This window comes from Glutamicibacter sp. AOP5-A2-18 (genome assembly GCF_052446055.1).
Classification (GTDB): domain Bacteria; phylum Actinomycetota; class Actinomycetes; order Actinomycetales; family Micrococcaceae; genus Glutamicibacter.
Map to the genome: position 1 here is coordinate 3,514,121 of NZ_JBQSVW010000001.1, position 23,827 is coordinate 3,537,947.

Genomic DNA, 23,827 nt, shown 5'->3' on the forward strand with positions numbered 1-23,827 from the left:
AGAGGATCTTGTCTACCGTGCACAACCAGCTGAACTGATCGCTCATTCCGCGAACCATTGTGTTTTGCAACACGCATAGGGTCCCGCGCCCTACGGTGAGGGTGAAACCGGCGTCTGTCCTGAACGAACTAGACGGCGGTGCACAAGCGCGCAGGCAATCGAGCACAGCGCGATAAACACACCAAAGTACGTCACCGCCATTGATTCACCGCTGAGCTGACCAACCCAGCCAAGCCCTAAAGCGCCCAACGCAGTCAGTGCGTAACCGAGCACCCAGAAGGCCGAACTAGCGCTAGCACGGTGGCGCAATTCAATACGCCGCAAAACAATGGATAACCCAACCGGGAACAACGCCCCGTGACTGAAGCCAGCAACCGAGAGACCAAGCAGATAGATGCCAACGCCTAGATGCCCATCGGCTCTCGGCGCCAGCGCAATGAGTACCGTGCCAACGGCCAGCCCAGCAAAGCCGAAATGAACTTTCTGGGTCACTAGCTTCCCACCAATTTTCTGACCCGTCGTGGTGGCGACAAAAATCAACGAACCAATCAAGCCCAATAACCGCAGGTCCGCAATGCCAAAGGCGCGGACCACCAGGATGGATGTTATTGCGGTGCAACCACCCATCACCGCGAAGCCTAGGGTCATCAATCCGCCCACACAGTAACCACGTAACGCGAAGCGAGGCACCAACGGAAGGGTGAGCTTCAACCGGTTTGATCGGTGCACTACGCTGTCGGGAATCACGCTCAGGGCAATGATGCACAACCCAGAAAGCACCGCATGAACGCTAAAGGCGATCATCGGAACTGCGGGGAAAAAGTAGGTTAAAAAGGCGGCCAGCGCCGAGCCGCTGTCAAGCCCCACCGTATTGGCCACTCTGGAAATACTTGCGCCTCGCGCCGAGCTAGCAACCAAGTCAGTCAGATATGCGGTGGCAGTACCGGTCACCAATCCGGCACAGATACCGGAGAGGATACGGGCAATAAAAAGCATGGGCGCATCGGTGGCCGTGGCATAAAGAATCCCGCTCGCAGCCGAGGCCAGCAGCCCAAAAATCATGACCGGTTTGCGGCCTATGGCATCGGATAATGAACCAAAGACACACAGTACGGCGAGCACGACAACGGCATAAATAGCAAAGAGTTGAGTTGAGGCAGCGGTGCTCAGACCGTATTCATCTTGCAGGGTTGGATACAAGCGCGGTGGGCATAGTGGTGCCACACATGGCGACCGCATAGGTCACCAAGACCAAAGGTAAGGACCAACCCCGAGCTCGGTTTGGCAAAGCAGGCCGCATCACGCCAATACCTCGCTCTCATGTTGCCTAACAACATGAGCCTAGATAAGACCTAATGTCCTGTCAATGTTTTCACTATTGTTGCTGATTAAACCGAGCTAGGTCAGCGGCTCCGATCAGGCCCGCTGCAGGGCCCAATTCGGCTTGTTTGATCTTTGCAAAGGGGCGGTATCCCCTACCGGAAAGCGAACGGCGGTAGGTTTCTTCGGCCGTGGCAACCAGCTGCTTAGAGGCAGTACCTAAGCCACCACCGATAACAATGGTTCCAGGATCCAATACGGAAGCCAGGTTGGAAATACCCAAGCCCAGCCATTCCCCCATATCTGTAATCAGGTCGCTGCAGGCAGGATCACCTTCCGCAGCCAGGCGAGTAACCGCGGCGCCGGTGACGGCCTCCGGGTTATCGCCCACCGCTTCGCGCAGGCGGAAGGCCACCGGCGACTTACTGCGCACCAGCTCGGCTCCTTCGCGGCCTAGCGCGTTGCCTGAAGCGTACTGTTCCCAGCATCCTCGGTTACCGCAAGCGCAGCGATGACCGCCGGGAACTATCACCTGATGGCCAAATTCGCCGGCAATGCCCGACTTACCTCGGTGGATTTGGCCTCCAAGGATCACCGCACCGCCGATGCCGGTTCCCAGAGTCAGGCACACCATGTCGCTTTCGCCGCGGCCAGCACCAAAACGGTGCTCGGCCCAGCCAGCGGCGTCAGCATCGTTAACGAGGGTGATTTCGTGACCCACTAATTGCATCAAGCGGTCCCGCACTGGCTCATTGCGCCACGACAGGTGCGGGCTAAAGAGTACGTTTTGTCCCTTGCGGTCCATCCATCCGGCAGCACCGATGCCCACTGGCAACCCTTCGTTACCTTCAGAGAGCTCCCGAATGACCTCGGCCAGGGCACGCTCAATGCCGGCTACGTCATGGTTTGGGGTCTCACGATAGATCTGACCGGAGACAGTTCCTGCTTCATCCACGAGGGCTGCAAGAATTTTGGTGCCACCGATATCAACGCCGATGGAAAGATTTGCTGGACTCACAATTTTCCAGCTTAGACCCTATAGCGATATCCGGGGATCAAATGTGCTGTGCTCAACTGCTCACACGCACCGGCGCGGTGCTGGCGCGATGAATAAATCGGGTCGGAACGATGGAGGTACCCGGCTTTTGCTCACCGGTGCGTAGCTGTTCCAAGATGGCTGCCACACTGCGCCGACCCACCTCGGCAAAGTCTTGATGAATGGTGGTGAGTGGAGGTGAGTAGGCGGGGGTATCTGCCGAGTCATCAAACCCGACCACACTCAGATCCTCGGTTCGGCAGAGGCTCCAGGCGCCAAGGGAACCCTGGGCGGCCGGGAAGTTGCGGTATTTGAACTGTCCCGCAATAACTAACTGCGGAACCACAAAGGTCATGCGAGGTGCCCCCTTTCGGGGGCACCTCGCATGACCACTTTAATCACCAGCTAGGTGATGATTTACGCTCGGGATTGTGAGGCCCGGTGGGCGCTCTGAACCATCTCTTCGAGGCTATGGCGCATCTGCCAGTCCAAGTCACGAGCGGCCAACTGTCCGTCAGCAACAATTCGCGCCGGATCGCCCGGGCGGCGTGCTTCTTCTATTGCGGTGAATTGAATACCGGTCACCTTGGCCACCGCGTTCATAATTTCTCGCACGGAAACACCGTCGCCAGAGCCCAGGTTGTAGACCGGCTCCAGTTTGGTGCCGGCTTCCAACTTCTTCGCAGCCTCAACGTGCGCCAACGCCAAATCGGCCACGTGCACGTAGTCGCGCACGCAGGTGCCGTCCGCGGTCTCGTAGTCGGTACCGAAGATCTTCGGTGTCTTGGATTCATTGAGAGCTTTGAATACCAGCGGGAACAAGTTGTGCGGGCTGGCGTCGTACAGCCCTTCGCTGCCCGAACCCACCACGTTGAAGTAACGCAGCGAGGTGTGCTTCAGCCCCGTCGCCACGGCCTGATCACGAATCAGCCATTAACCAATGAGCTTGCTTTGACCATAAGGAGATTCCGGGAAGGTTCCGGTGTCCTCGGTGACCAGCTCAACCGATGGGGTGCCATACACAGCCGCAGATGAAGAGAAAACGATATTCTGCACCCGCGCGTTTTCCATAGCCCGAAGTAGGTTGGCGGTGCCGGTGACGTTTTGTTCAAAAGTCAGCAACGGATTTTTTACCGATTCGCCCGCGTACTTGTAACCGGCCAAGTGGATCACGCCGGTGATGTCATGGCGCTTCATGATTTCGGTGAGCTTTTCGGTATCCAGCACATTGACCGAATAAAAAGGTAGCTCGTTGGCAACAAATCCGCGGACACCGCTGGACATGGAATCAACAATGACCGGGTTCATTGAAGCCTGCTCCAATGAACGCACTACATGCGATCCGATGTATCCAGCTCCGCCGGTAACTAACCAACTCATGCGCGGCCCGCTCCTTGATCTGCAACAACAGTGAAAATATTCGGGGCTTTAAAGCCGGCCTGGGCAAATGCTTCCAGGACCGCTTGGCTAACCGCTTCGATCTGCTCCCGATGGATCAGTGCAATGGAACTTCCACCAAAACCGCCACCGGTCATCCGCGCACCAATTGCCCCGGCTGCTAGTGATGCTTCAACGGCAGTATCTAGCTCTTCGCAGGAAATCTCGTAGTCATCACGCATCGAAACGTGTGATTGGTACAAAAGCTTGCCAACGGCCTGCAGATCCCCGGCTTCCAGCGCCTGCACGGTGTCCAACACTCGCTGATTTTCGGTGACAATATGCTTTGCTCGTCGACGAACCAGCTCATCTTCAATGACCTGTAGCTCATCAACAGTTCCCACATCACGCAGTGAAGGGACCCGCAAGATCTCAGCTGCTTGTTCACAACTACGTCGACGTGCGGCATAACCACCATCTACATGTGAATGCTCCACACGGGTATCGATGACCAATACCACCGCGTCGTTCTGTGCCAGTGGCAACGGTACCGCGCGAGATTCCATGGATCGGCAATCGAGGAACAAGGCATTCTCAGCACGAGACATCAACGAAGCACTTTGGTCCATGATGCCGGTCGGAGCGCCAACAAATTCGTTTTCGGCCCGCTGCGTTAGTTGAGCCATCTGAGTGTGTGAAAGCCCCAGATCATACAGATCTTTCAGTGCCACGACGGTGCTGACTTCCAAAGCGTGTGAGGACGATAGCCCTGAACCCACTGGCACATCGGAATCCACCAGCAGTTCAAAGCCAGAGATCTCAACGTCGTCCAACTGGTTTAGTGCCCACACCACAGCGGTTGGATAGGCGGCCCAGCCAGAAACGGACTGAGGTGTCAGCCCATCAAGTGGCACGCTGGTGACCTTGGGATCTTCATCTGCACCGTAGGTTGACGCTAGGTTCAGTTCGTTCGCCGAATGCTCAAACTGTGCCTTGCGACGAATCGCCACCAACGCATTTTTATCAATGGCAAAAGGAAGCACATAGCCCAGGTTGTAGTCGGTGTGCTCACCGATCAGATTTACCCGCCCCGGCGCACGCCAGATACCTTCCGGGTGACGTCCGTAAAGTTTCAAGAACTTCTGACGCAGGTTTTCGATTCGTCCTGCTGGTTCGTGGATTTCGCTGTTGCTCAAAGCGACACCTCTCGCAATCTTGCTGCCGTCTGTTCCGGCGTAATGTCATTGATAAATGCACCCATGGCGGCCTCAGAGCCGGCCAAGAACTTCAACTTGTCCGCAGCACGTCGTGGGCTGGTCAGCTGTAGGTGCAATCGGGTGGCAGCCCGGTCCGCTTCATTAATCGGTGCCTGATGCCAGGCGGCAATGTACGGGGTAGGCGTGTCATAGAGACCATCAAAACGACGCAACAGATCTCGGTACATGATCGCTAATTCGTCTTTTTCTTCCTTATTCAACGCCGCAAAGTCTGGAACATGGCGGTGCGGAACCAAGTGAGCTTCCAACGGCCAGCGCGCTGCATACGGAACAAACACAGTGAAGTGTTCCCCACGAGCAACAATTCGCGATCCATCCTCGATTTCAGATTCAAGGATCTGTCCCAGCAACGTCTTTTGCGTCTGTGCGTAGTATTCGCGTGCTTGTTCAGCGATCTTTTTTGCCGTCGGGGTCACGTAAGGATAAGCGTAAATCTGGCCATGAGGATGGTGCAGGGTCACGCCAATATCCTGGCCGCGATTTTCAAAGATGAAAACTTGTTCAATGCCCTCTATCGCTGAAAGCTCACGAGTTCGATGAGCCCAGGCGTCCACCACGGTGCGTGCCCGATCATCGGTCAGCGAGCCAAAAGAACCGGCATGGTCAGAGGTGAATACAACCACTTCGCAACGCCCCACAGCGCTCAGTGGCTGTTCAGGCAGCGTCCCGTCAGCTGCAGGTGCTGGCACCCGGCCAAGAGCAGGGCCGAGCGATGGGAAGCGGTTTTCGAAGACCACTACGTCAAATTCCTCGGCGGGAATCTCACTGTGTCGCGCCCCGACGCTCGGGCACAGTGGGCACTGGTCCTTGGGAGGAAGGTAGGTGCGTGACTGGCGGTGAGCCGCCACGGCCACCCAGTCTCCGGTCAAACGGTCAAAACGTAGCTCTCCGGGCTCGCCGCGCGGATCTAGTTCACGTTCGTCGTTGATCTGTTGCGGGAGCGTGCTGCCGGGATCTGCAAAAAACACTGACTCGCGTCCGTCAGCTAAGCGATGACTTATCCAATGTTCAGCGAGCGTCTCGGACTCGATGTTTTTGACTACCATCAGGCTTTCTCCAGTCTCAGATCATGAATGTGCTCGGTAATGGCGTCCACATCCGCAGGGGATAAAGCGTCATCGGTGATGAGGGTGTCGATGGCAGCAAGTTCAGCAATACGGTAAAGACCTTTGGTCCCCCATTTGCTGTGATCAGCCAACAACACATTGCTGTTACTGCGTTCAAGGAAGAGTCGGTTGACTTCAACTTCCATCATGTTTGGAGTGCTCAGACCATCTTCAACGCTGAAACCATGGACGCCCATAAAGCAGCGGTCCACGTGCAAGGAAGAAATTGCTGCGGTGGCAAGGGGGCCGACCAATGCATCCGAAACGGTTCTCATGCCGCCGGTGAGCAGTACGGTCTGACCTTCTACTGGAGCGTCTTGAAGAAGGTCTGCAATCCTTGGCGAATTAGTCACCACGGTGATGCGCGGAATTTGGCGCAGCGCGCGAGCTAGGGCGAAGGTCGTGGTTCCGGAAGTCAGTGAGACTGACATTCCTGGTTCAACCAGTTTGGCTGCTGCCGAAGCGATGGCAGCTTTCTCCGGTAGTTGCAGCTGCGATTTGCTTTGGAACCCTGGTTCATCCGCTGATGAGTCCTGTTGTAATTCGGCGCCGCCGTGAACCTTATGAAGCTCTCCGTCCTTAACCAACTGGTTCAAGTCACGGCGAACTGTCATGTCGGATACGCCAAATTCAGCAGCGAGGTCCGCAACTTTTGCTGCGCCCGCGGCGCGCACGCGCTCAAGAATTTGTTGGCGCCGACGGCCAGGCAGGCTCTCACTCACGGGGGCTCCATTCTTCCTCGCCGCACGGCGAGGGTGTTGATTCTTCTTCATAATCTAAACACAAACATGTTTATTTCAACAGTCTTGTTGTTTGCTTATGTTCATTCTACTATGATCTAAAGCACACGACCTGACAACGTTGCCCGTATCGGCATTCAAAGAGGAACGCACATGATTCATCATGAAGAACAGCTAAACATTGACGCACAGTGCCTTGTTCACTTGAACAGCGGCGACGTGTCAGTGCTCATCGACCTTGGCGGGCAACAGCTACCTTCCATCGTCCACTGGGGCGCCACCCTAGGGAAGCTCACTTCCCAGCAGGTGATCACCTTGGCCACCACCAACACCAACCACGTCACTTCCAACAATCAGGACCTGCCGGTACGCACCGACATCTTGGGATCCCAACACGCAGGCTAGTCAGGACGCCCAGGACTAAGCGGAACCCGTGCAGGCAAAGACTGGTCGCCTAAGTTCACGGTGACCTCCGCAGTTCTGCGCAACGCCGACGCGCAAGAGATCACCATCAACGGTGAACTAACTTCGGCAACGGCCGCCACACTTCAGATCCTCGCTGCCGACACCGAAAGCGATCTGGAGCTTGGTCTAGACCTCGAACTCACCGCACAAGGTGTGTTCCGAGCTCGCGGAACACTGCGTAATACCGCAGCCACCGCTTACCAGGTTCACGAGTTTGGCCTACTACTGCCACTGCCAAGCAACGCCAGCCAGATCCTCGACTTTGCAGGACACTGGGGCAAAGAACGCGTCCCACAGCGCCGCGAACTGACCGTAGGTACTCACCTGCGCGAAAACCGTAAGGGCCGCACCGGCGCAGACGCCAGCTACGTGCTCAACGTTGGCGAACCCGGCTTCAACTTTGCCACCGGCGAACTCTGGGGCCTTCACCTCGGATACTCGGGCAACCAGCGCGTCTGGGCCGAGAAACTCTACGATGGCAACCGCGCCTTGGGCGCCAGCGAACTGCTGATGCCCGGAGAAATTGAGCTGGGACAGGGCGAAACCGTCGACACCCCGTGGATCTACGGCGTCTACGGCAACGGTCTGGATGATCAGGCTCACCGTCTGCACAGCTGGTTGCGCGCCCGCCCCACTCACCCACAACGCCCACGTCCGGTAACCCTGAACGTCTGGGAAGCGGTGTACTTCAACCACGATCTGACCAAACTCAAATTGCTGGCTGATCGCGCCGCCGACCTTGGTGTTGAACGCTATGTGCTTGATGATGGCTGGTTCGGCTCGCGCCGCGATGACACTTCAGGTCTGGGCGACTGGACCGTATCACCAGCGGTTTGGCCACAGGGCCTGAATCCCCTGATTGATCACGTTACTTCCCTGGGCATGGAATTTGGTCTGTGGTTTGAACCTGAAATGGTCAACGTTGATTCCGAAGTTGCCCACGCGCATCCGGAGTGGATCATGGCTCCAAGTCAGCGACTGCCCATTGAAAGCCGCCATCAGCAGGTGCTGAACCTGGCCATTGATGGAGCCTACGAACACGTCCGCGAGCAGATGCTTGCGGTACTCGAAGCCCACAACATCGCCTACATCAAGTGGGATCACAACCGTGATCTGCTTGAAGCCGGCAATCAGCTGACCGGTAAAGCATCGGTGCATGCGCAGACTCAGGCAGCCTACCGCCTGATGGCTGAGCTCAAGGAACGATTCCCAGAATTGGAAATCGAATCTTGCTCCTCCGGTGGAGCCCGTGTTGATCTGGGCGTACTGGAACACACCGACCGTGTTTGGGCTTCGGATGATATTGACCCATTTGAGCGTCAGCAGATACACCGTTGGACCCAGCAGCTGATCCCAGCTGAACTTATGGGTTCACACGTTGCCTCCGGCGCTTCGCACACCACCCACCGCAATCACTCCTTGCACTACCGTGCAGGTACTGCGTTCTGGGGACATATGGGCATCGAGTGGGACCTGACCGAAGCAGACCCAGAGGACATGAAGGAACTTCGTGCCTGGATCGAATCCCACAAGGAACACCGCGAGCTGCTACACACCGGTCGTATGGTGCGCGTGGACCAGTTCGATTCATCGTTGGACATCCACGGAGTGGTAAGCCAAGACGGCACCGAGGGACTTTTCGCCGTGGTCAGCCTGGCACTAGCGGACACCGACCCTATCGGAAAGTTCAGATTTGCTGGACTAGATAACTCGCTGGATTACCAGATCCGCGATGTCACCCCTGGATTCCCGGCGAGCGCCGAGTACCAGTCTCGCCATCCACAGTCGACTCACCGTGAACTGAATATGCGTCTGCCCGCATGGTGGCCCGTTGCGGAAGCAGTCATCCTCAGTGGCGCTGGACTGCAAAAAGCAGGAGTCTTCAGCCCTTGGCTCAACCCCGAATCTCTGCGCATCTTGCACCTGCGCGCAACCAGCACTAAGGAAACCAAATGAGTTCCGCAGCCCCCTACCGCTCGCTGAGCCAGGCTAAACGAAGCCGTCGCTCACGCCAAGACCTTCGTCTGGCAATCATCTTCTTAACTCCGGCGGCCATTGGTTTTTTGGTTTTCCTCGTCTGGCCAACCCTGCGCGGTATCTGGTTGAGCTTCACCTCGTACAACCTGCTCACTCCAGCTGAGTTTGTCGGGTTCGCTAACTACGAGCGCATGTTTGGTGATCCGGTATTTTGGCAGTCCATGAAGGTCACCATTGAGTACGTGGTGATCAACATTGGACTGCAGACTGCGGTAGCGCTGGTCATTGCCTTGCTCATGCACCGGCTGACCCAGTCCACACTATTGCGTGGAATCGTGCTGATGCCTTACCTGGTCTCAAACGTGGTTACGGCCATCGTATTCCTGTGGATCTTGGATGTTCAGTTTGGTGTGCCCAACCAAATCCTTGAGTGGATTGGTGTGGAGAAGATTGGTTTCCTTTCGAGTGAAACGTGGGCTATTCCTACCATCGCGTTGATTAACGTGTGGCGTCACGTCGGTTACACGGCACTACTGATTTTTGCTGGCTTACAGATGCTTCCCAACGATGTTTTTGAAGCAGCCAAACTAGATGGCGCGGGCGAATTCCGTTCCTTCTTCTCCATCACCATGCCGCTACTGCGTCCGATTCTTGCCCTCGTGCTGATCATGACGGTCATCGGTTCCTTCCAGGTCTTTGACACGGTCGCGGTGACCACCGGCGGTGGACCAGCCAACGCCACCAACGTTCTGCAGCTCTACATCTACGACGTAGCTTTTGGGCGCTTCCAGTTCGGTTACGCCTCAGCAATGTCAGTAGCGCTGCTAGTGGTACTGGGCATCATCACCTTCATCCAATTCCGTTTGACCCGTGCCGGGTCTAGCGACATGAACTAACGGCGGTCCACCATGACAACTACAGCAGCTCATCGCGCAACAAAGACCACGGCACCGGAACCTATCAAGGTTGGCCGACGTGTATCCCCAGGACGCATCGTGGCCTGGGTGGTAATGATTCTGGTCATTATCGTTACCTTGTTCCCGTTCTACTGGATGCTCCGCACGGCGCTGTCCACCAACCAGGGCCTGCAAGCCAACCCGGCTTCGTGGCTACCACCAGAATTCACTTTTGGCGCATTTGAACGTGTTTTGGGGCTGCAGAGCACCGAACAGGCCATCGCTGAAGGCGGTTCGGGTACGCAGCTCGACTTCTGGCGTTACCTGCTCAACTCGGTGTTTGTTTCTACCCTGATCACCGTTTGCCAGCTAACTTTCTCTGCCATGGCGGCTTTCGCGTTTTCGCGTTTGACCTGGCCGGGACGAGACAAGGTATTTGCAATCTTCATCGGTGGACTGATGGTCCCTTCGATTTTCACCCTGTTGCCAAACTTCGTCTTGATCAAGCAGCTCGGTCTGATCGATAACCTGGTGGGCATTGCCTTGCCTACGATGTTCATGACGCCTTTTGCGGTATTTTTCTTCCGCCAGTTCTTCTTGAACGTGCCTAAGGAAATCGAAGAAGCGGCATTGATTGATGGGGTGTCCAAGGTAGGAATCTTCTTCCGCATTGTGCTTCCAATGTCCAGCTCACCGTTGGCCACCTTGGGAATCCTGACCTACATCACCTCATGGAATGACTACTTCTGGCCGTTGATGGTTTCGTACACTGACTCCTCGCGAGTGCTCACCGTGGCTTTGGGTGTCTTCCGTTCCCAGTCCCCTCAATCGGGAACTGACTGGGCTGGGCTCATGGCAGCAACACTCATTGCAGCGTTGCCCATGATTCTGCTCTTCGGTGTCTTCGCCAAGCGCATCGTAAACTCCATCGGCTTCAGCGGCATCAAATAGGAGAACCCAATGAAATCCACTGAACTTCGCTCCTCACAGCGCGCCCGGAGAATCGCCGCCGTACTCGCCACCACTGCACTGGCTTTAACTGGCTGTGCAGGCAACGGTGAAAACGCTCAGTCCTCCAACACCATCGATTACTGGATGTGGGACACCAGCCAGCTTCCGGCATATCAGAAATGCGCCAGCGGCTTTGAAAAAGACAATCCAGAGCTGAAGGTGAACATCACCCAGTACGGTTGGGACGACTACTGGAGCAAGCTAACCGCAAGCTTCATCGCCGGCACCGGGCCAGATGTTTTCACCAACCACGTATCTCAATACCCACAGTTCGTTTCGCTAGATGTTCTGGCACCACTGGATGATTTCAAAGACATCCAAGGTGTAGATCAAGATGCGTTCCAAGCCGGACTCAAAGATTTGTGGACAGGTGAAGATGGCAAACAGTACGGAATGCCTAAGGACTGGGACACCATCGCGGTGTACTACAACCAGAAAATCTTCGAGGACGCAGGGGTTAAACCCGAAGAGGTTTCCAACTCGCAGTGGGCCCCAACCGATGGCGGTAGTTTCGAAAAGGTAGTCGCTCACCTGACGGTTGATGCCAACGGAACCCGTGGCGATGAACCTGGGTTCGACAAGAACAAGGTCAAGATTTATGGTCTAGGACTGTCCAACTCCGGCGGCGATAACGCGGGTCAAAGCCAGTGGGCAGGCTTCGCTGCTTCCAACGGTTGGCAGGCAACCAACCAGCCACTGTGGGGAACCCACTACAACTACGATGATCCGAAAGTTCATGAAACTTTAGACTGGTACTTTGGACTCACCGACAAGGGCTTCATGCCACATTACGGTCAGTTCAACTCCGCCGATGGTGTCATCGGTCAGGTTACTTCCGGTTCAGTCGCCATGGTGACAGATGGAGCCTGGATGAACGCGTCCTACGCAGCAAGCGAAAGCAAGATTGGTGCAACGCGTTTGCCAAAGGGTCCGGATGGAACCAGTAAGTCCGCCATTAACGGACTGGCCGACTCGGTAGTCAAGAGCAGTGACAATCCTGAAGCGTCCGCACGCTGGGTTGCTTACCTGGCCAGCGAGAAGTGCCAAAGCGTGGTCGCCAAAGCGGGCGTGGTCTTCCCAGCACGTCGTGACGCCACGGAGATCAAGTCAAAGATCTACGCGGAAAAGGGTCTGGATCCGGAAGCTTTCACCGGTCCAGTGAAGGACGGCAATACGTTCTACCTTCCGGTCACTGACCACGGAGCTGACGTCACCTCGTTGATCATTCCAGCATTGGAAGATCTCTGGGCCAACCGCAAGCCGGCGTCAACTTTGGATAAAACCAATGACGCCATAAATAACGTGTTCACCAACTAGTCACGTTTACCTTGCAAATAGATGTAGCCGACAGCCCAAGGCTGTCGGCTACATCTATTTTCAGCGGTGCACTGATTTCCTGTTTTTAGTGCCCTGAACCCGCCTGGTTCAGCTTGGGAAGTGGCATCTGGATTTCTCCGGTTTGAATCTTTTGATAATCATCCGGAGTGACCACAGGAATTTCGTACCCTTGTTTATCAATCAGCTTTCCGTCTTCAAAATGGTCTCCGTCAATCAATCCGCAAACTTCGTCTTGTTTGACCATGCGAGGAGGGGCCGCCGAGAAGACCGAAGCGTTCTTGGTATTGCCGAAAGTGAATTCATTGAACAGCAGATTGAGCAGCACGGCCATGATGGCTGCAGAGGAAATGCCGGAGTGGAAGATCGTCTCAAACCAGGTGGGGAAACCTGAGTAAAAATCGGTCTTGACGATCGGGATACAACCAAAGGCGATCGATGTGGCCACGATGACCAAGTTCATGCCGTCGTACTTGACCTTAGAGAGCGTACGAATTCCGGATGCCGCCACGGTGCCAAAGAGTACGATTCCCGCGCCGCCCAAGACCGGCGTTGGGACGGCAGCAACAACTCGCCCAAGGATTGGAAGTAGGCCGAGGACTACCAAAATGCCGCCACCAGCTGCCACAACAAATCGGCTGGTGATACCTGTAATTGCTACGAGTCCAACATTTTGGGCAAAAGCGGACTGAGGGAAGGTGTTAAAGATCGGAGCCAGCGCCGAGGAGGCCATATCGGCGCGTAGCCCGTTGGCGATACGACGAGAGTCGATCTTAGATCCGGTAATTTCGCCCACCGCCAGAACGTCGGCGGTGGTTTCGGTAAGGATCACAAGCATCACGATAGTCATCGAGATGATGCCACCAATTTCAAAAACTGGCATGCCAAAAGCTAGCGGTTCAGGGAAGGCAAAAATCGCTCCCTGGGAGACCTTGGAAAAATCTGCCATGCCAAGTATCACTGCGAGAATGGTGCCCAAAACAATAGCCAGCAAGATCGAGATCCGAGAGATCGCAGCATTGCCCACCTTGGAGAGCAAAAGTACTAACACCAAGGTTCCGGCAGCCAAACCAATATTGCTCAGTGAACCGTAATTTTCAGCCTTGGCGTCACCTCCCATCGCCCAGTTGGCTGCGACCGGAATTAGTGAGATTCCGATCATCGTAATAACTGCTCCAGTGACCACCGGCGGGAAGAATCTATTGATTCGTGCGAAGAACGGGGCAACCAGTAAACCAATGAGAGCGGCAACAATGACGGCCCCAAAAACCGCCGGCAGTCCCCCACCTCCGTTGAGAATCGCCACGATAGTAGAAACGGTGGCAAAGGAAGTGCCTTGGACCAACGGAAGTTGGGCACCGAAAAATGGAATACCAATGGTTTGCAAGAGCGTCGCCAAACCACCGACAAACAAACAACAAGCGACCAGTAACCCGTTTTCTTCCGGGGACAGGCCTGCCGCGGTACCGATGATCAGCGGCGGGGCAATGATTCCGCCGTACATGGTCAAAACGTGCTGCAACCCGTAGGCAAAAGTCTTCCCCGGAGAAAGCTTCATGTCCTCCGGTCGGAGCTCTTTGGTAGATTCATCGTGTGTAGCGCTCAAGGCTGACCTCCTACGTCAGTTGCTGCCAAGGGTGTGCCAGTGTGTCCGCACCGGCACACCCTCAACGCTGTTCGTTTAGATAAAAGCCGGGATATTGGCCCAGATTGGGTGATTAGCCTCGGTGTCTTCACGGGTAATGGTCGCTTCGATCAGACCGTAGGGACGATCCGCCGCGAAGAAGACCTCGTTGGGGTTGTCCTGTCCGAAGACGTCCAAGTCCACGAGGAAGTGGTGCTTGTTGGGCAAGGACATCTTGATTTCGGCAATTTCTGGGTGCGCTTCAAGAACGGCCTGTCCCATCTGGAACATCGTTTGCTGCAATGCGAAAGAGTGAGTCTGCGCAAACTGGGTCAGCAACAGGTTACGCACCGAGGCATACAGAGAATCAAAGTCGATTCCTTCAGCGATAGCCTGATCGGTGTAACGCCAGCGAGCGGTCACATCGGTAGCCAGGATGCGGTCGGTGGTTTCCTTCAGAGTTGTGTACTTGTCCCGTGGAAAACCGTGGAATTCGCTGCCAGTGGATTTGAGCACCGTGAGATCTTCAAGACCGGAGACGATGGACTTTTTGCCTTGAGCATCAATTTCCAGCACTGCGGTGCGGACCTCGGACTTGTTCTGCGAGAAGGCATGGTCGTGATCGTTGATGCGGTCCCAAGAGAACTGCTGCGCTGCCCAGCGACCGCCGGTGATCCATTCAAATTCACCGGTGAAGTGTTCGCCCAACTTCACCAGGAATTCCTCTACGGCGCCCACGCCATTGCGGGCTAGGCCGTAGACAGTGTTTTTCTGCGTGTCGGTGGCGACAACTCGTGAATTGTCTCCGTCTTGGTGTGCTGCGCTGAAGTCGCCGTGTAGCTGGCTGGTGACGTTCAAATCCTGGATCTGGTGGCGTTCGGTGTCGCGGGTGATTTTGACCAAGCGAACTTCGGCCTTGCCGTACTGGTTGGATCCGAGCACGATCTTGGTCTGGGTTGGGGCGGTGGTTTCGGTAGTCATTTCTCTAACTCCCTCGGTATGTGGAATAGGCAAACGGGCTGATAAGAAGGGGTACGTGGTAGTGCTCATCGACGTTGTTTACGAAAAAATCGATGCTTACCGCGGGGAAGAAGCTTTCCGTTCCCTGCTTCCCGAAGTAGTCGCCGGTTTCAAAAGAAATCCGGTAGCGACCGGCTTCAACCTTTGTCGGTCCGAGATTCTTGATACGGCCATCCGCATCGGTCAATCCCATTCCGATTTCTTGCCAGCCGGATGCCGTTTTGGCTTCCAGCGTGGCCTTAACACCGGAGGCAGGCCTCCCGGTCCCGGTGTTGAGTATGTGGGTGGTGATGTGGCTGCGTTCTGCACTGTCATCTGCCATGGTCATCTCCTAATCGTTGGAGGGAATTAGTTAGTAATGAGGACTTTGAGCCGAAGGACGGCTATTTCGCGCAATTGCCGGGCGACTTCGGCAGCTTCTGTTTTTTCATCGTTGCTCAGCCGGCGTTCGCACTCGGCCAGGATCTCTTCGGTGCTGCGTCCTGCTGCACGGATGAGGAAAACGCGGTCAAAACGCTGTTCATAGTTTTGGTTGGCCGCTTTCAGTCGCGAGGTGGCATCACCATCTAGGCTCAGTGAAGCCTGCTCGCCACGAGACATCTCGGCTTCCTTGCTTTGCCCCTGTGCCCGTTCGCCGATGCGCGGGTGCTGCGCCAAGGCAGCATCAAGTTCTTGGGGGTCAAAAGGAGCGATGCCATCCAGGGCATAGGAAGAAAGTTCGTCCCGGTTTGCAAAAGGACGGGCAGCAATCAGCTCATGGATCCAACGGTCCACATCAACGCAGGGCCGTAAGAGAGTTTCGGCTTGGTCGGCGGATAGTTCGTTGAACGCGTCGAGGTGCATTGGGTGATCAGCTCATTTCATCGGTCGACATTCCACGGACCTTGGCTGAACACCCTTACCACCGAAAAAACTACTCTCGGCTTCGACTCGATGCTGGTTTCGTGGAACCTTGTGGCTCAACTGTAAGCCAAATCACGCAGTGCGCGTCAAGGGAATGCGCCAGAAATTTACATGATCGTATTTGTTAAATACTTTTCACAGGGCGGCCAAAACTACTACCTCGTAGCCCTTGCCAAGGACCCAGAGTGGCTCACATACTGGTTTCACTAGATAAAAGATAATTTTCACAATACGAAAATTTGAGAACGAGGGAGAGTCTCATGACCACCGTCGACCCGACAAAAATTAATTTTCAGACGCAGGAAAATGATTCATCTGGCAGCACGGATGCGTTGCGAACCGGATTGTTTCAGCCGATCGAAGGTCTGGACCGAGACATGACGCGACACCCAAAGATCTCGCACACTGCACCCTCTGCATGGACCAAGATCTTTGGTTCTAACGCCGAGCACTAAGGGTCACGGCGAGCGCCAAAGCGCAGCGCACGGAACCCCTGTCCCACCGAGTCTTCGTCGGGAAATTAACGTCGCGTGAAGTCCATGAAGTCTGCCGGCGAGGTGCTCGGTGCAGCCATCATGCCCACCACGGAATCGACCAAGAAGTAGCCCACCGATTCCCAGGTGCCTATCGCTTCACCCTCATTAACCGAGCCCTCATATTCGGCGCAGAGTCCCAACAGCATTGGGCCTAGGATCTTGGCGCGGGCGCTGATAACAACCTCAGGAAGGCCCTCTAACTCTTCGGGCAGCCGCCTCTTCACTTCACTTCCCCGCAGGTCCTCATCAACCAAACTGGCCAGCATCTCGCGCAGGTCTGGACGAAACAACGCCTGAAATAGGAATTTTGCTCGCCATGAAGGTTTAGGCAGTGCATCAAAAGAAAAGACCAGTGGCAGCGTGTACAGCGTGACTATTTCACGCAGATTCATCATTGATGCATCCGAGCTCAACGGCAGTTCAGCGCGGATGGCCCGAACGTCATCCATCGCACGGCCAACCATCGCAGCTAAGAGATCGTCTCGACTCCCAAAGTGATATTTGATGGCCGAGTGGTTCGCCGTGCCAGCATGTTCGGTGATCTTGCGGTTAGAAACCGCATCGATTCCGTGCAACGCAAAAAGCTCTTCTGCCGCATCTAGCAGTACTTCTCGCGCCTTGTCGCTATGTCGACTCACGGAATATTTCCCTTCAAAGCTGGTACGTCCAGTGATCTTAATGGTGATCCATGGCGCTTCCAATGTCATTTTTACGCCACGTGGCGTAAAGTCGTTGATGTACTTCATCTAAAGCCAGTTGTTCCACCAAAGCAACTCGGACTGTCTAGACTTCAGGAGCCAGAGCAATTGAGCACTGCACCCACCGATCCACACAGCACGCCGCCTTCTCGGCGCGAAGCAAAACTGGAACCACACGAAACCTCTGAACAAGAGATCGCCGCCAAGCGGGCCAAGGCTGAAAAGATCGGGCGGACAGTTGCCGTTTTCATCATGCCATTGATGATCGTGGGCATGATGATTTGGGGCTACCTAGGTGCCATGCACCATCAAGAAGCCAAGAACATGCCTGTTGCAATCACCGCATCAAGCTCAACAGCCGCAGAAAAATTTGCTGAGTCACTTGAAGAGAGTGACGGCGATGCGGTGGACATCAAGATTCTCGACTCCGCATTAGAAGCTCGAACAGAGGTCACTGACCGCGAGGTCACGGCAGCGGTGGTGCTTGATGATCAATCTGCAACCCTGTACACCGCCAGTGGCGCAGGTGTTTCCAGCTCCTCGGCAATCACCGCAGTGCTCACCCCGGCTTTGGCGCAACAGGGTTTCACGGTCAACAGCCAAGACCTTGTGCCACTTCCTGCCAATGACTCCATGGGCATGGGCGCGATGCTTCTGTCCACAGCAATGATCACTGCCGGTTACATGCCATGGTCTTTGGCTTTCTCCAACTCTCCTGAACTGCTCAAGCGCCGCCGTGCACTGCCACTGTTGGCCGGCTGGTCACTTCTGCTCTCAGGTTTGGGCATCTTGATTGGCGGACCAATTTTGGGCGTCATTCCAGCAGCGAGCATTGTCCCGGTCTGGGGCACGCTGGCCTTGGGCGTCTTTGCCGTCGGTTCCTCGCAGGTTCTTTTGACCCGCATCTTTGGTCCTATGGCCGTCATCCCAGGCATGTTCCTGTTCATGGTGCTCGGTCAGCCGGCCTCCAATATCGGCATGTCGGTTTATATGCTGCCTAAGATCTTCCCGTTCTTGCACCAGTTCCTACCGATGCCTGCCCTGGGTGAGGCCGTGCGATCGGTACTCTACTTTGATGGCCACGGGGCCGCGAAACATCTTTTGATTCTCATCGCTGGCGCGGTGGCAGCTATCTTGCTGACCACGCTGATCGACTTCCTGAGGACTCGCAAGGGTAAGAGCGCTACCCCTACCCAGATTAATGTCGCCTCCCTCCACGGGGGACCTCGCCCGCAAAACCGGGCATGGCGCTACATCGCTCTGGGCGCAGTACCTTTCACCATGATCGCCATCATGCTTTCGGCAATGCTGGGCGCCATGCAGGAACCAACTCCACGCCACATGCCAGTGGCCCTGGTTGGTTCCACAACACAACAGGCACAGCAGATGGCCGATTCCTTGAATGAATCCATGGAGGGAAAGTTCGACTTCACCATCGTGGATGATGCAGCTGAGGCCAGATCCATGGTCGAGTCTCAGGACCTCACCGGTGCCTTCATTTTGCCAAGTCAGGATGATCCGCAGGCAACCATCTATACGGCGCAGGCCTCAGGCAATGCCGCCTCGCAGGTAGTAGTTCAGGTCTTCACCCAGATCGGTCAGTCCCAAGATATGGCTGTGGATCATCAGGAGCTCGCGGCACTGCCAGCGGGCGACAATATGGGCACGGTCAGCATGTATCTGGGCATGGGTTGGGTGATGGCAGGCTTCATGGTCATCATGGTTGGCTCCACCGCTGCACCGCATACACGTCCACTACCAAAACTCATTCCACTGCTGGCCGTGTACTCGGCCTTCATGTCTGTCGTGTTGTATTTGATTGCCGGACCGTTCACCAACTCGGTTGATGGACACTTCTGGAAGCTGTTTAGTGTCGGCATGCTCGCCATCTTTGCCGTGGCGATGCTAACTACGGTATTCAACCGTCTGATCGGAATGCTCTGCCTGCTGCCAACAATGCTGATCGTGATGTTCCTCGGTGTGCCAGCGTCCAACGGCGCACTGTCGATCTATATGGAACCGCGCATGTTCAACATCCTGCATGACATCCTTCCGATGCCAGCGGCCGTTGAATCCATTCGATCAATTCTGTACTTCGATTCAGAAGGCCTCGGTGCACATTTGATCACCCTAGCCATCTGGGCCCTGGTGTGCTTGGCCCTGACCTTGGTGATCGACCAGCTTAAGGTCGTGCAAACAACCAGCCACCCCATCCCTGAAGAGGAACTAGCCGCCCTGCAGGGTCGGGCGTTGGAAGCGAAGGCAACGCAGGCTGCGCAGAGCGCAGATCAAATTGATGCCGAAGCCCAGCACCTGATCGATGATCAGAAAGAGACGGTTACGGTGTAGCCGTACCAACGATTCAAGACACCGCGGGGCCGATGAAAATTGGTCCCGCGGTGTCCTTTTTGGAATTAGCTGCGCCGGCACCGAATGCTTGAGGTCCAGTATCTTCCTGCGTCTTCACCGCAATGTCGCTAGAGTTTGAGCACACTCGCCGGTTCCTCAACTGGGCATTATGGCTAGGTCTTCCTAGGATGGGAGCACGCACGCTCACCACCGTTGATGGAACCAGGCAAGGAGAAATGATGGCGCAGTCACCTCACTCAAGCAGGCAGGGTCGCACGATCGTGATCACTGGGGCGGGTTCAGGCATTGGCCGCGCCACCGCACGATTGCTCTTATCCCAGGGCTGGAATGTTGCCCTTGCCGGGCGCACCAAGGTCACCTTGGAAGAAACGGCACAGTCCCACCCCGCGGCCTTGATCCATCCCACCGACGTCACCGATCCGAGTGCGGTGGACAAGCTCTTTGCCGCGACCCATCAACGTTTTGGATCAGTAGACGTGCTGTTTAATAACGCGGGGGTGTTTGGGCCAGCGGTATCTATTGACGAGTTGACCCCAGAACAGTGGGATCAGGTATGCCAGATCAATCTCACTGGTGCCATCAATGCGGCCCGTAGCGCCTTTGCACATTTTAAAGCGCACGCCGGTGGCCGCATCATCAATAATGGGTCCATTTCCGCTCAGGTTCCACGCGTCAATTCGGTGGCCTATACGGTGACCAAACACGGGATCGCCGGGTTGACCAAGTCGCTAGAACTAGATGGACGCCCCTACCGGATCCGCGCCACACAAATCGATATTGGCAATACCGCCAGTGACTTACTTGATGATTTTGGTGCCAACGATGGTGCCCTGCAACCCAGTGGACAGCGAATTGTAGAGCCGTCCTTCCCTTTGGAAGAAGCCGCCGAGGCCATTGCCTACATTGCCGGAGTTCCTTTGGGAACTTCTATCAATCAGTTCACGATTACCGCCGGTGGCATGCCGTACATCGGACGAGGCTAGGCGAATCCCCATGCGCGTAGAGATTCCAGATCATCACCGACGTGCTCAGCGCGGTTTATCGCAAGGATTTGCCGGTACTTGAGCAGTGGTGTTCGAAGGACATCCAGTGGGATATCGCGGGCAGGCCGTCCATGCAGGGTTTAGAAGCAAGCGCAGATGGCCAAAGCTGCAGCAACCAGCAATCAGTGGCTCACTTCAGCCACGTCATCAAGTTCGCTTCTGCTGGTAAGGCCACAAAAATCACCGCGGTCCGCAGCTATTTTGTTGAACAGCCGGGAGCTGAACGGGCGGTTTAGAAGTACTCTGCCAGTAGCGCTTCAAGCTTGCCGAGGGCCGAATTCCAAGCCTTGGTGCTTGTTTCCACGACTTCATAGGGTATCGGTCCTTGGGTCAGGGAAAGCATGGTCTGGCCGGCGAACTCTTTGAATTCAATGCGTGTTTCGATGATCAGGTCCAAGGTCATTTCATGTGGACCATCGGCGCTGACCAGACATTCATATTCATCAAAGGTCGTCAGTACTGCCTTGAGCGGAACCTTTGAGTCTGGGTTGTCGACCTGCACCATTTCCAGTTCATGGCGACCGCCAACTTTGGCTTCAAAAACGACAGAATCTTCATTAACTGCCCAGCCGTGAGGACCCCACCATTGAGCGATGATTTCGGGTTCTACAAAAGCTGCCCAGACGGCAGTTTTCGGTGCAGAAAACTGTCGGGCGATAACCAGTTCAGTCAACGATTCCATGTACTCAATGGTATCGCTACTTAAAGATGCTGTAGCCCCAACCTTGACCGCACGCCACCTTCAACTCTTTTAGCAAAACAGTGGAAAAGTACCACAAACGATGGCAGACGAGAATGCCGGTTCTGCCACGTTGGTCGCAATCGAGTTCAAGGCGAAGGTGAAGGTGAAAAGTAGGTTAGACATTTGGTGTTCTCCGTACTCGTGAATGCGATGATGATCTGTCGCGGCATTCATATGCCACTAACTACTTTTCATCGCGATCGCTGTCTCGCACCTGTACAAAAGAACAGTTCTCGCAAACTATCTACTTTCAGCTGGATTTATTCCCTCCCGGTAAATCGGGCTGAATTCTTCCTTTCTCCCCAGACGCAATAAGGCCTCACTCCTCTCTACCGACCTAACCTTCTCGGACCAAGAATCGTTGAACTTTTGTACACCGCAAGACTGTACGGAAGTACAGGGTCAGTTGATTCAACGGCTAATACAGTCGTTATCAACAGCAACGATTCCAAACCAGGAAGGGCCCATCATGAACGGATTGCAGCTAACCGGCGTTAGTCGTAGCTTCGGGGACCGTACCGTCTTGCACAGCATGGATCTTTCGGTCCAGCGCGGCGAGATCGTCGGTTTCATCGGAGGCAATGGTGCCGGCAAGACAACCAGCATGAGGCTGATCTTGGGGCTACTGAGCGCCGATCAAGGACAAATTACGTGGGACGGCAAACCCATCTCCACCCAGGATCGACGCAACATCGGTTACATGCCTGAAGAACGCGGACTTTACCCACAGATGCCGGTACGCGAGCAGATCATCCACTTTGCATTATTGGAAGGTCACAAGCTTCCCGCTGCACGCACGGTGGCAGATGATCTCATCGCTTCGTTGGGACTTCAGGGTAGGGAACGCACACTCATTCAGGATCTCTCGCTGGGCAACCAGCAGCGTGTTCAGTTAGCAGTTTCACTGGTGGGCAACCCAGCACTTCTGGTACTCGACGAACCATTTTCTGGCCTAGATCCCAGCGCTGTGGCAACCATGGGCGAATTGATCCGTGAACAAGCTGCCCGCGGAGTCGGAGTACTTTTCTCTTCTCACCAACTGGATCTGGTTGAACGACTCTGTGACCGGGTCTGCATTCTCGATCAAGGCCGAGTCAAGGCCAGCGGAAGCATCGCAGAACTAAAAACCGAAGGTCAAAGCCGTTGGCAACTGAACTTCTCTCGTAATGCAGATGCCTTCGCAGCTGAAACAGCAATGCTCCAGGCCATCGACGTAACGAGGTCTTCCACTGATCGAAACAGTGTTGTGGTCTCCTTGGAAGGCGATGACCGCGACATTCCTGCGCAGCTGCTAGCCATTGCGCAGAGACACGGTGGACTGCGCAGCATCGAATCCGTTCAACGTTCTTTGGATGAATTACTCACGAAGCAATACATTTCAGCTGGTTTGGCCACACCGACCGAAGTCGAACCAGTTACAAGAGCATCGGAGGCAAGTAAATGAGCACCGTTTCGAAATCACGACAAGCATTACGCGAAACAGGACTAGTTATCCGTAGGGAAATCCTCACCAGAACGGCAAACCGCACCATTCTATTGACTACCGGGCTACTCGCCTTGGGCGTCGGTGCGGCAGCAGGTGTTGGAGGCTGGTTTCTGGTCAATTCCGCGCAAGGCCTTGAGACGTTCAGCTTGAACCCTCGAATGCTCTTCGCCACTGCCATGATCTGTGCGTTGCTAACTTCTCTGGTCTACTCCTCACAAAGCTTGACCGCCGGAGTGGTGGAAGAGAAGTCCTCGCGAGTTGTTGAAATCCTGCTCACTAAGATCGGCATCGGTCCGCTACTTGCCGGAAAACTACTCGGCATCGGACTGGTCACACTGGCTCAACTACTAGTGATCGGCGGGGCCGGAGTACTCGGGTTCACAGTGGTGGATGGGTTCTCTCTTCTTGATATGCAAGTGGGTCCATCATTGGTGTGGTTTATGGTGTGGTTCTTGCTCGGCTATGCGGTTTTCGCGCTGCTCAACACCGCGTTGGCAGCCACCGTGGCCAGGCAGGAGGACCTGGCTTCGGCAGTCATGCCACTGTCGGTGTTGCAAATGGCACTTTTGGTTATTTCGCTGTACGTCTTACCTACTCATCTAGATAACGCCTGGCTTCATGCTCTGTCCTTTGTCCCGCTATTTTCCTCTTATTTGATGCCTATTCGATTCGGCCTTGACGGCATTGAAATGTGGCAAATGATTGCAGCCGCCGGCCTCAGTGTGATGGCAATCCCTGTCCTGTTCTGGGTTGCAACCCTTCTTTATCGCAACAATGCCCTGCGTACCGGGTCTCGAGTCTCGCTGCGTACTTCCCTGAGCTCGGCCGACTAACGCTAGTTCCTAAACCTGGTCACTACGTCTTT

General features: G+C 55.2%; 23 protein-coding genes and 2 pseudogenes. 11 read left to right on the forward strand and 14 right to left on the reverse strand.

Annotation, left to right across the window (positions count from 1 at the left end):
* Positions 1-90: 90 nt before the first annotated feature.
* The 7 genes and pseudogenes from ACT3RW_RS16785 to ACT3RW_RS16815 form a co-directional block, all read right to left on the reverse strand.
* The gene (locus ACT3RW_RS16785; protein ID WP_444614545.1) at positions 91-1,200 is read right to left on the reverse strand and encodes an MFS transporter; all 1,110 of its coding nucleotides are present in this window, start codon (positions 1,198-1,200) and stop codon (positions 91-93) included.
* A gap of 175 nt (positions 1,201-1,375) precedes the next feature.
* A complete protein-coding gene (locus ACT3RW_RS16790; protein WP_444614546.1) occupies positions 1,376-2,338 on the reverse strand; it encodes an ROK family protein in 963 nt (320 codons plus the stop codon).
* Between the two features lie 52 nt (positions 2,339-2,390).
* Positions 2,391-2,711, reverse strand: a complete 321-nt coding sequence (locus ACT3RW_RS16795) for a substrate-binding domain-containing protein (protein WP_444614547.1) — start codon at positions 2,709-2,711, stop codon at positions 2,391-2,393.
* 62 nt (positions 2,712-2,773) lie between these two features.
* Positions 2,774-3,736: pseudogene (gene galE / locus ACT3RW_RS16800) on the reverse strand (UDP-glucose 4-epimerase GalE).
* Positions 3,733-4,929, reverse strand: a complete 1,197-nt coding sequence (galK, locus tag ACT3RW_RS16805) for a galactokinase (protein WP_444614548.1) — start codon at positions 4,927-4,929, stop codon at positions 3,733-3,735. Before galK ends, galE begins: the two are co-directional and overlap by 4 nt.
* Positions 4,926-6,056, reverse strand: coding sequence for a galactose-1-phosphate uridylyltransferase (galT, locus tag ACT3RW_RS16810; protein ID WP_444614549.1), 1,131 nt, complete (start codon positions 6,054-6,056; stop codon positions 4,926-4,928). The genes galK and galT overlap by 4 nt, the downstream gene beginning before the upstream one ends.
* A complete protein-coding gene (locus ACT3RW_RS16815) occupies positions 6,056-6,838 on the reverse strand; it encodes a DeoR/GlpR family DNA-binding transcription regulator (RefSeq protein WP_262198980.1) in 783 nt (260 codons plus the stop codon). Before ACT3RW_RS16815 ends, galT begins: the two co-directional genes overlap by 1 nt.
* Before the next feature lie 171 nt (positions 6,839-7,009).
* Between ACT3RW_RS16815 and ACT3RW_RS16820 the strand changes: the two genes are divergently transcribed.
* The 5 genes and pseudogenes from ACT3RW_RS16820 to ACT3RW_RS16840 all read left to right on the forward strand — a co-directional run bounded on the left by ACT3RW_RS16820 (position 7,010) and on the right by ACT3RW_RS16840 (position 12,522).
* Positions 7,010-7,261 (forward strand): hypothetical protein, encoded by a 252-nt coding sequence (locus ACT3RW_RS16820; RefSeq protein ID WP_444614550.1) that lies wholly within the window; start codon positions 7,010-7,012, stop codon positions 7,259-7,261.
* A 15-nt stretch (positions 7,262-7,276) separates the two neighbouring features.
* Positions 7,277-9,277: pseudogene (locus ACT3RW_RS16825) on the forward strand (alpha-galactosidase); the annotation flags it as partial.
* Entirely contained in the window at positions 9,274-10,194 is a 921-nt protein-coding gene (locus ACT3RW_RS16830) for a carbohydrate ABC transporter permease (RefSeq protein WP_444614551.1), read from the forward strand. The pseudogene ACT3RW_RS16825 and the gene ACT3RW_RS16830, both read left to right, overlap by 4 nt.
* A 12-nt stretch (positions 10,195-10,206) precedes the next feature.
* The gene (locus tag ACT3RW_RS16835; RefSeq protein WP_131089579.1) at positions 10,207-11,145 is read left to right on the forward strand and encodes a carbohydrate ABC transporter permease; all 939 of its coding nucleotides are present in this window, start codon (positions 10,207-10,209) and stop codon (positions 11,143-11,145) included.
* Between the two features lie 9 nt (positions 11,146-11,154).
* On the forward strand, positions 11,155-12,522 hold the full coding sequence (locus ACT3RW_RS16840) for an ABC transporter substrate-binding protein (protein WP_444614552.1): 1,368 nt from the start codon (positions 11,155-11,157) through the stop codon (positions 12,520-12,522).
* Between the two features lie 85 nt (positions 12,523-12,607).
* Here the strand turns inward: ACT3RW_RS16840 and ACT3RW_RS16845 are convergent, their stop codons facing one another.
* From ACT3RW_RS16845 to uraD, 4 genes are all read right to left on the reverse strand, one after another.
* Entirely contained in the window at positions 12,608-14,098 is a 1,491-nt protein-coding gene (locus tag ACT3RW_RS16845; RefSeq protein ID WP_444614661.1) for a nucleobase:cation symporter-2 family protein, read from the reverse strand.
* Positions 14,099-14,221: 123 nt separating this feature from the next.
* Entirely contained in the window at positions 14,222-15,145 is a 924-nt protein-coding gene (gene pucL / locus ACT3RW_RS16850) for a factor-independent urate hydroxylase (protein WP_444614553.1), read from the reverse strand.
* 4 nt (positions 15,146-15,149) lie between these two features.
* Positions 15,150-15,506, reverse strand: coding sequence for a hydroxyisourate hydrolase (uraH, locus tag ACT3RW_RS16855; RefSeq protein WP_444614554.1), 357 nt, complete (start codon positions 15,504-15,506; stop codon positions 15,150-15,152).
* Positions 15,507-15,532: 26 nt separating this feature from the next.
* On the reverse strand, positions 15,533-16,027 hold the full coding sequence (uraD, locus tag ACT3RW_RS16860) for a 2-oxo-4-hydroxy-4-carboxy-5-ureidoimidazoline decarboxylase (RefSeq protein ID WP_444614555.1): 495 nt from the start codon (positions 16,025-16,027) through the stop codon (positions 15,533-15,535).
* Between the two features lie 320 nt (positions 16,028-16,347).
* Here uraD and ACT3RW_RS16865 point away from each other — a divergent pair, with 320 nt between their 5' ends.
* Complete coding sequence (locus ACT3RW_RS16865; protein WP_444614556.1) at positions 16,348-16,542, forward strand: hypothetical protein; 195 nt, start codon at positions 16,348-16,350, stop codon at positions 16,540-16,542.
* 65 nt (positions 16,543-16,607) lie between these two features.
* On the opposite strand, the gene ACT3RW_RS16870 is transcribed toward ACT3RW_RS16865, so the two are convergent.
* Positions 16,608-17,261 (reverse strand): TetR/AcrR family transcriptional regulator, encoded by a 654-nt coding sequence (locus ACT3RW_RS16870; protein ID WP_444614557.1) that lies wholly within the window; start codon positions 17,259-17,261, stop codon positions 16,608-16,610.
* Positions 17,262-17,429: 168 nt separating this feature from the next.
* Here ACT3RW_RS16870 and ACT3RW_RS16875 point away from each other — a divergent pair, with 168 nt between their 5' ends.
* On the forward strand, positions 17,430-19,670 hold the full coding sequence (locus tag ACT3RW_RS16875; RefSeq protein WP_444614558.1) for an ABC transporter permease: 2,241 nt from the start codon (positions 17,430-17,432) through the stop codon (positions 19,668-19,670).
* 13 nt (positions 19,671-19,683) lie between these two features.
* Here the strand turns inward: ACT3RW_RS16875 and ACT3RW_RS16880 are convergent, their stop codons facing one another.
* A complete protein-coding gene (locus ACT3RW_RS16880; protein WP_278184787.1) occupies positions 19,684-19,815 on the reverse strand; it encodes a hypothetical protein in 132 nt (43 codons plus the stop codon).
* A gap of 94 nt (positions 19,816-19,909) precedes the next feature.
* On the opposite strand from ACT3RW_RS16880, the gene ACT3RW_RS16885 reads away from it, so the two are divergent.
* Both ACT3RW_RS16885 and ACT3RW_RS16890 read left to right on the forward strand, forming a co-directional pair.
* Positions 19,910-20,674 carry an SDR family oxidoreductase gene (locus ACT3RW_RS16885; RefSeq protein WP_444614662.1) on the forward strand — a complete coding sequence of 255 codons (765 nt, stop codon included), beginning with the start codon at positions 19,910-19,912 and terminating at the stop codon, positions 20,672-20,674.
* A 41-nt stretch (positions 20,675-20,715) separates the two neighbouring features.
* Positions 20,716-20,970, forward strand: a complete 255-nt coding sequence (locus ACT3RW_RS16890) for a hypothetical protein (protein WP_444614559.1) — start codon at positions 20,716-20,718, stop codon at positions 20,968-20,970.
* Here ACT3RW_RS16890 and ACT3RW_RS16895 read toward each other — a convergent pair.
* Positions 20,967-21,416, reverse strand: coding sequence for an SRPBCC family protein (locus tag ACT3RW_RS16895; RefSeq protein WP_131089590.1), 450 nt, complete (start codon positions 21,414-21,416; stop codon positions 20,967-20,969). The two genes, ACT3RW_RS16890 and ACT3RW_RS16895, sit on opposite strands and share 4 nt — an antisense overlap.
* A 529-nt stretch (positions 21,417-21,945) precedes the next feature.
* On the opposite strand from ACT3RW_RS16895, the gene ACT3RW_RS16900 reads away from it, so the two are divergent.
* A complete protein-coding gene (locus ACT3RW_RS16900) occupies positions 21,946-22,920 on the forward strand; it encodes an ABC transporter ATP-binding protein (RefSeq protein WP_131089591.1) in 975 nt (324 codons plus the stop codon).
* Positions 22,917-23,795 carry an ABC transporter permease gene (locus ACT3RW_RS16905; RefSeq protein WP_131089592.1) on the forward strand — a complete coding sequence of 293 codons (879 nt, stop codon included), beginning with the start codon at positions 22,917-22,919 and terminating at the stop codon, positions 23,793-23,795. The genes ACT3RW_RS16900 and ACT3RW_RS16905 overlap by 4 nt, the downstream gene beginning before the upstream one ends.
* The last annotated feature ends 32 nt before the right edge of the window (positions 23,796-23,827 follow it).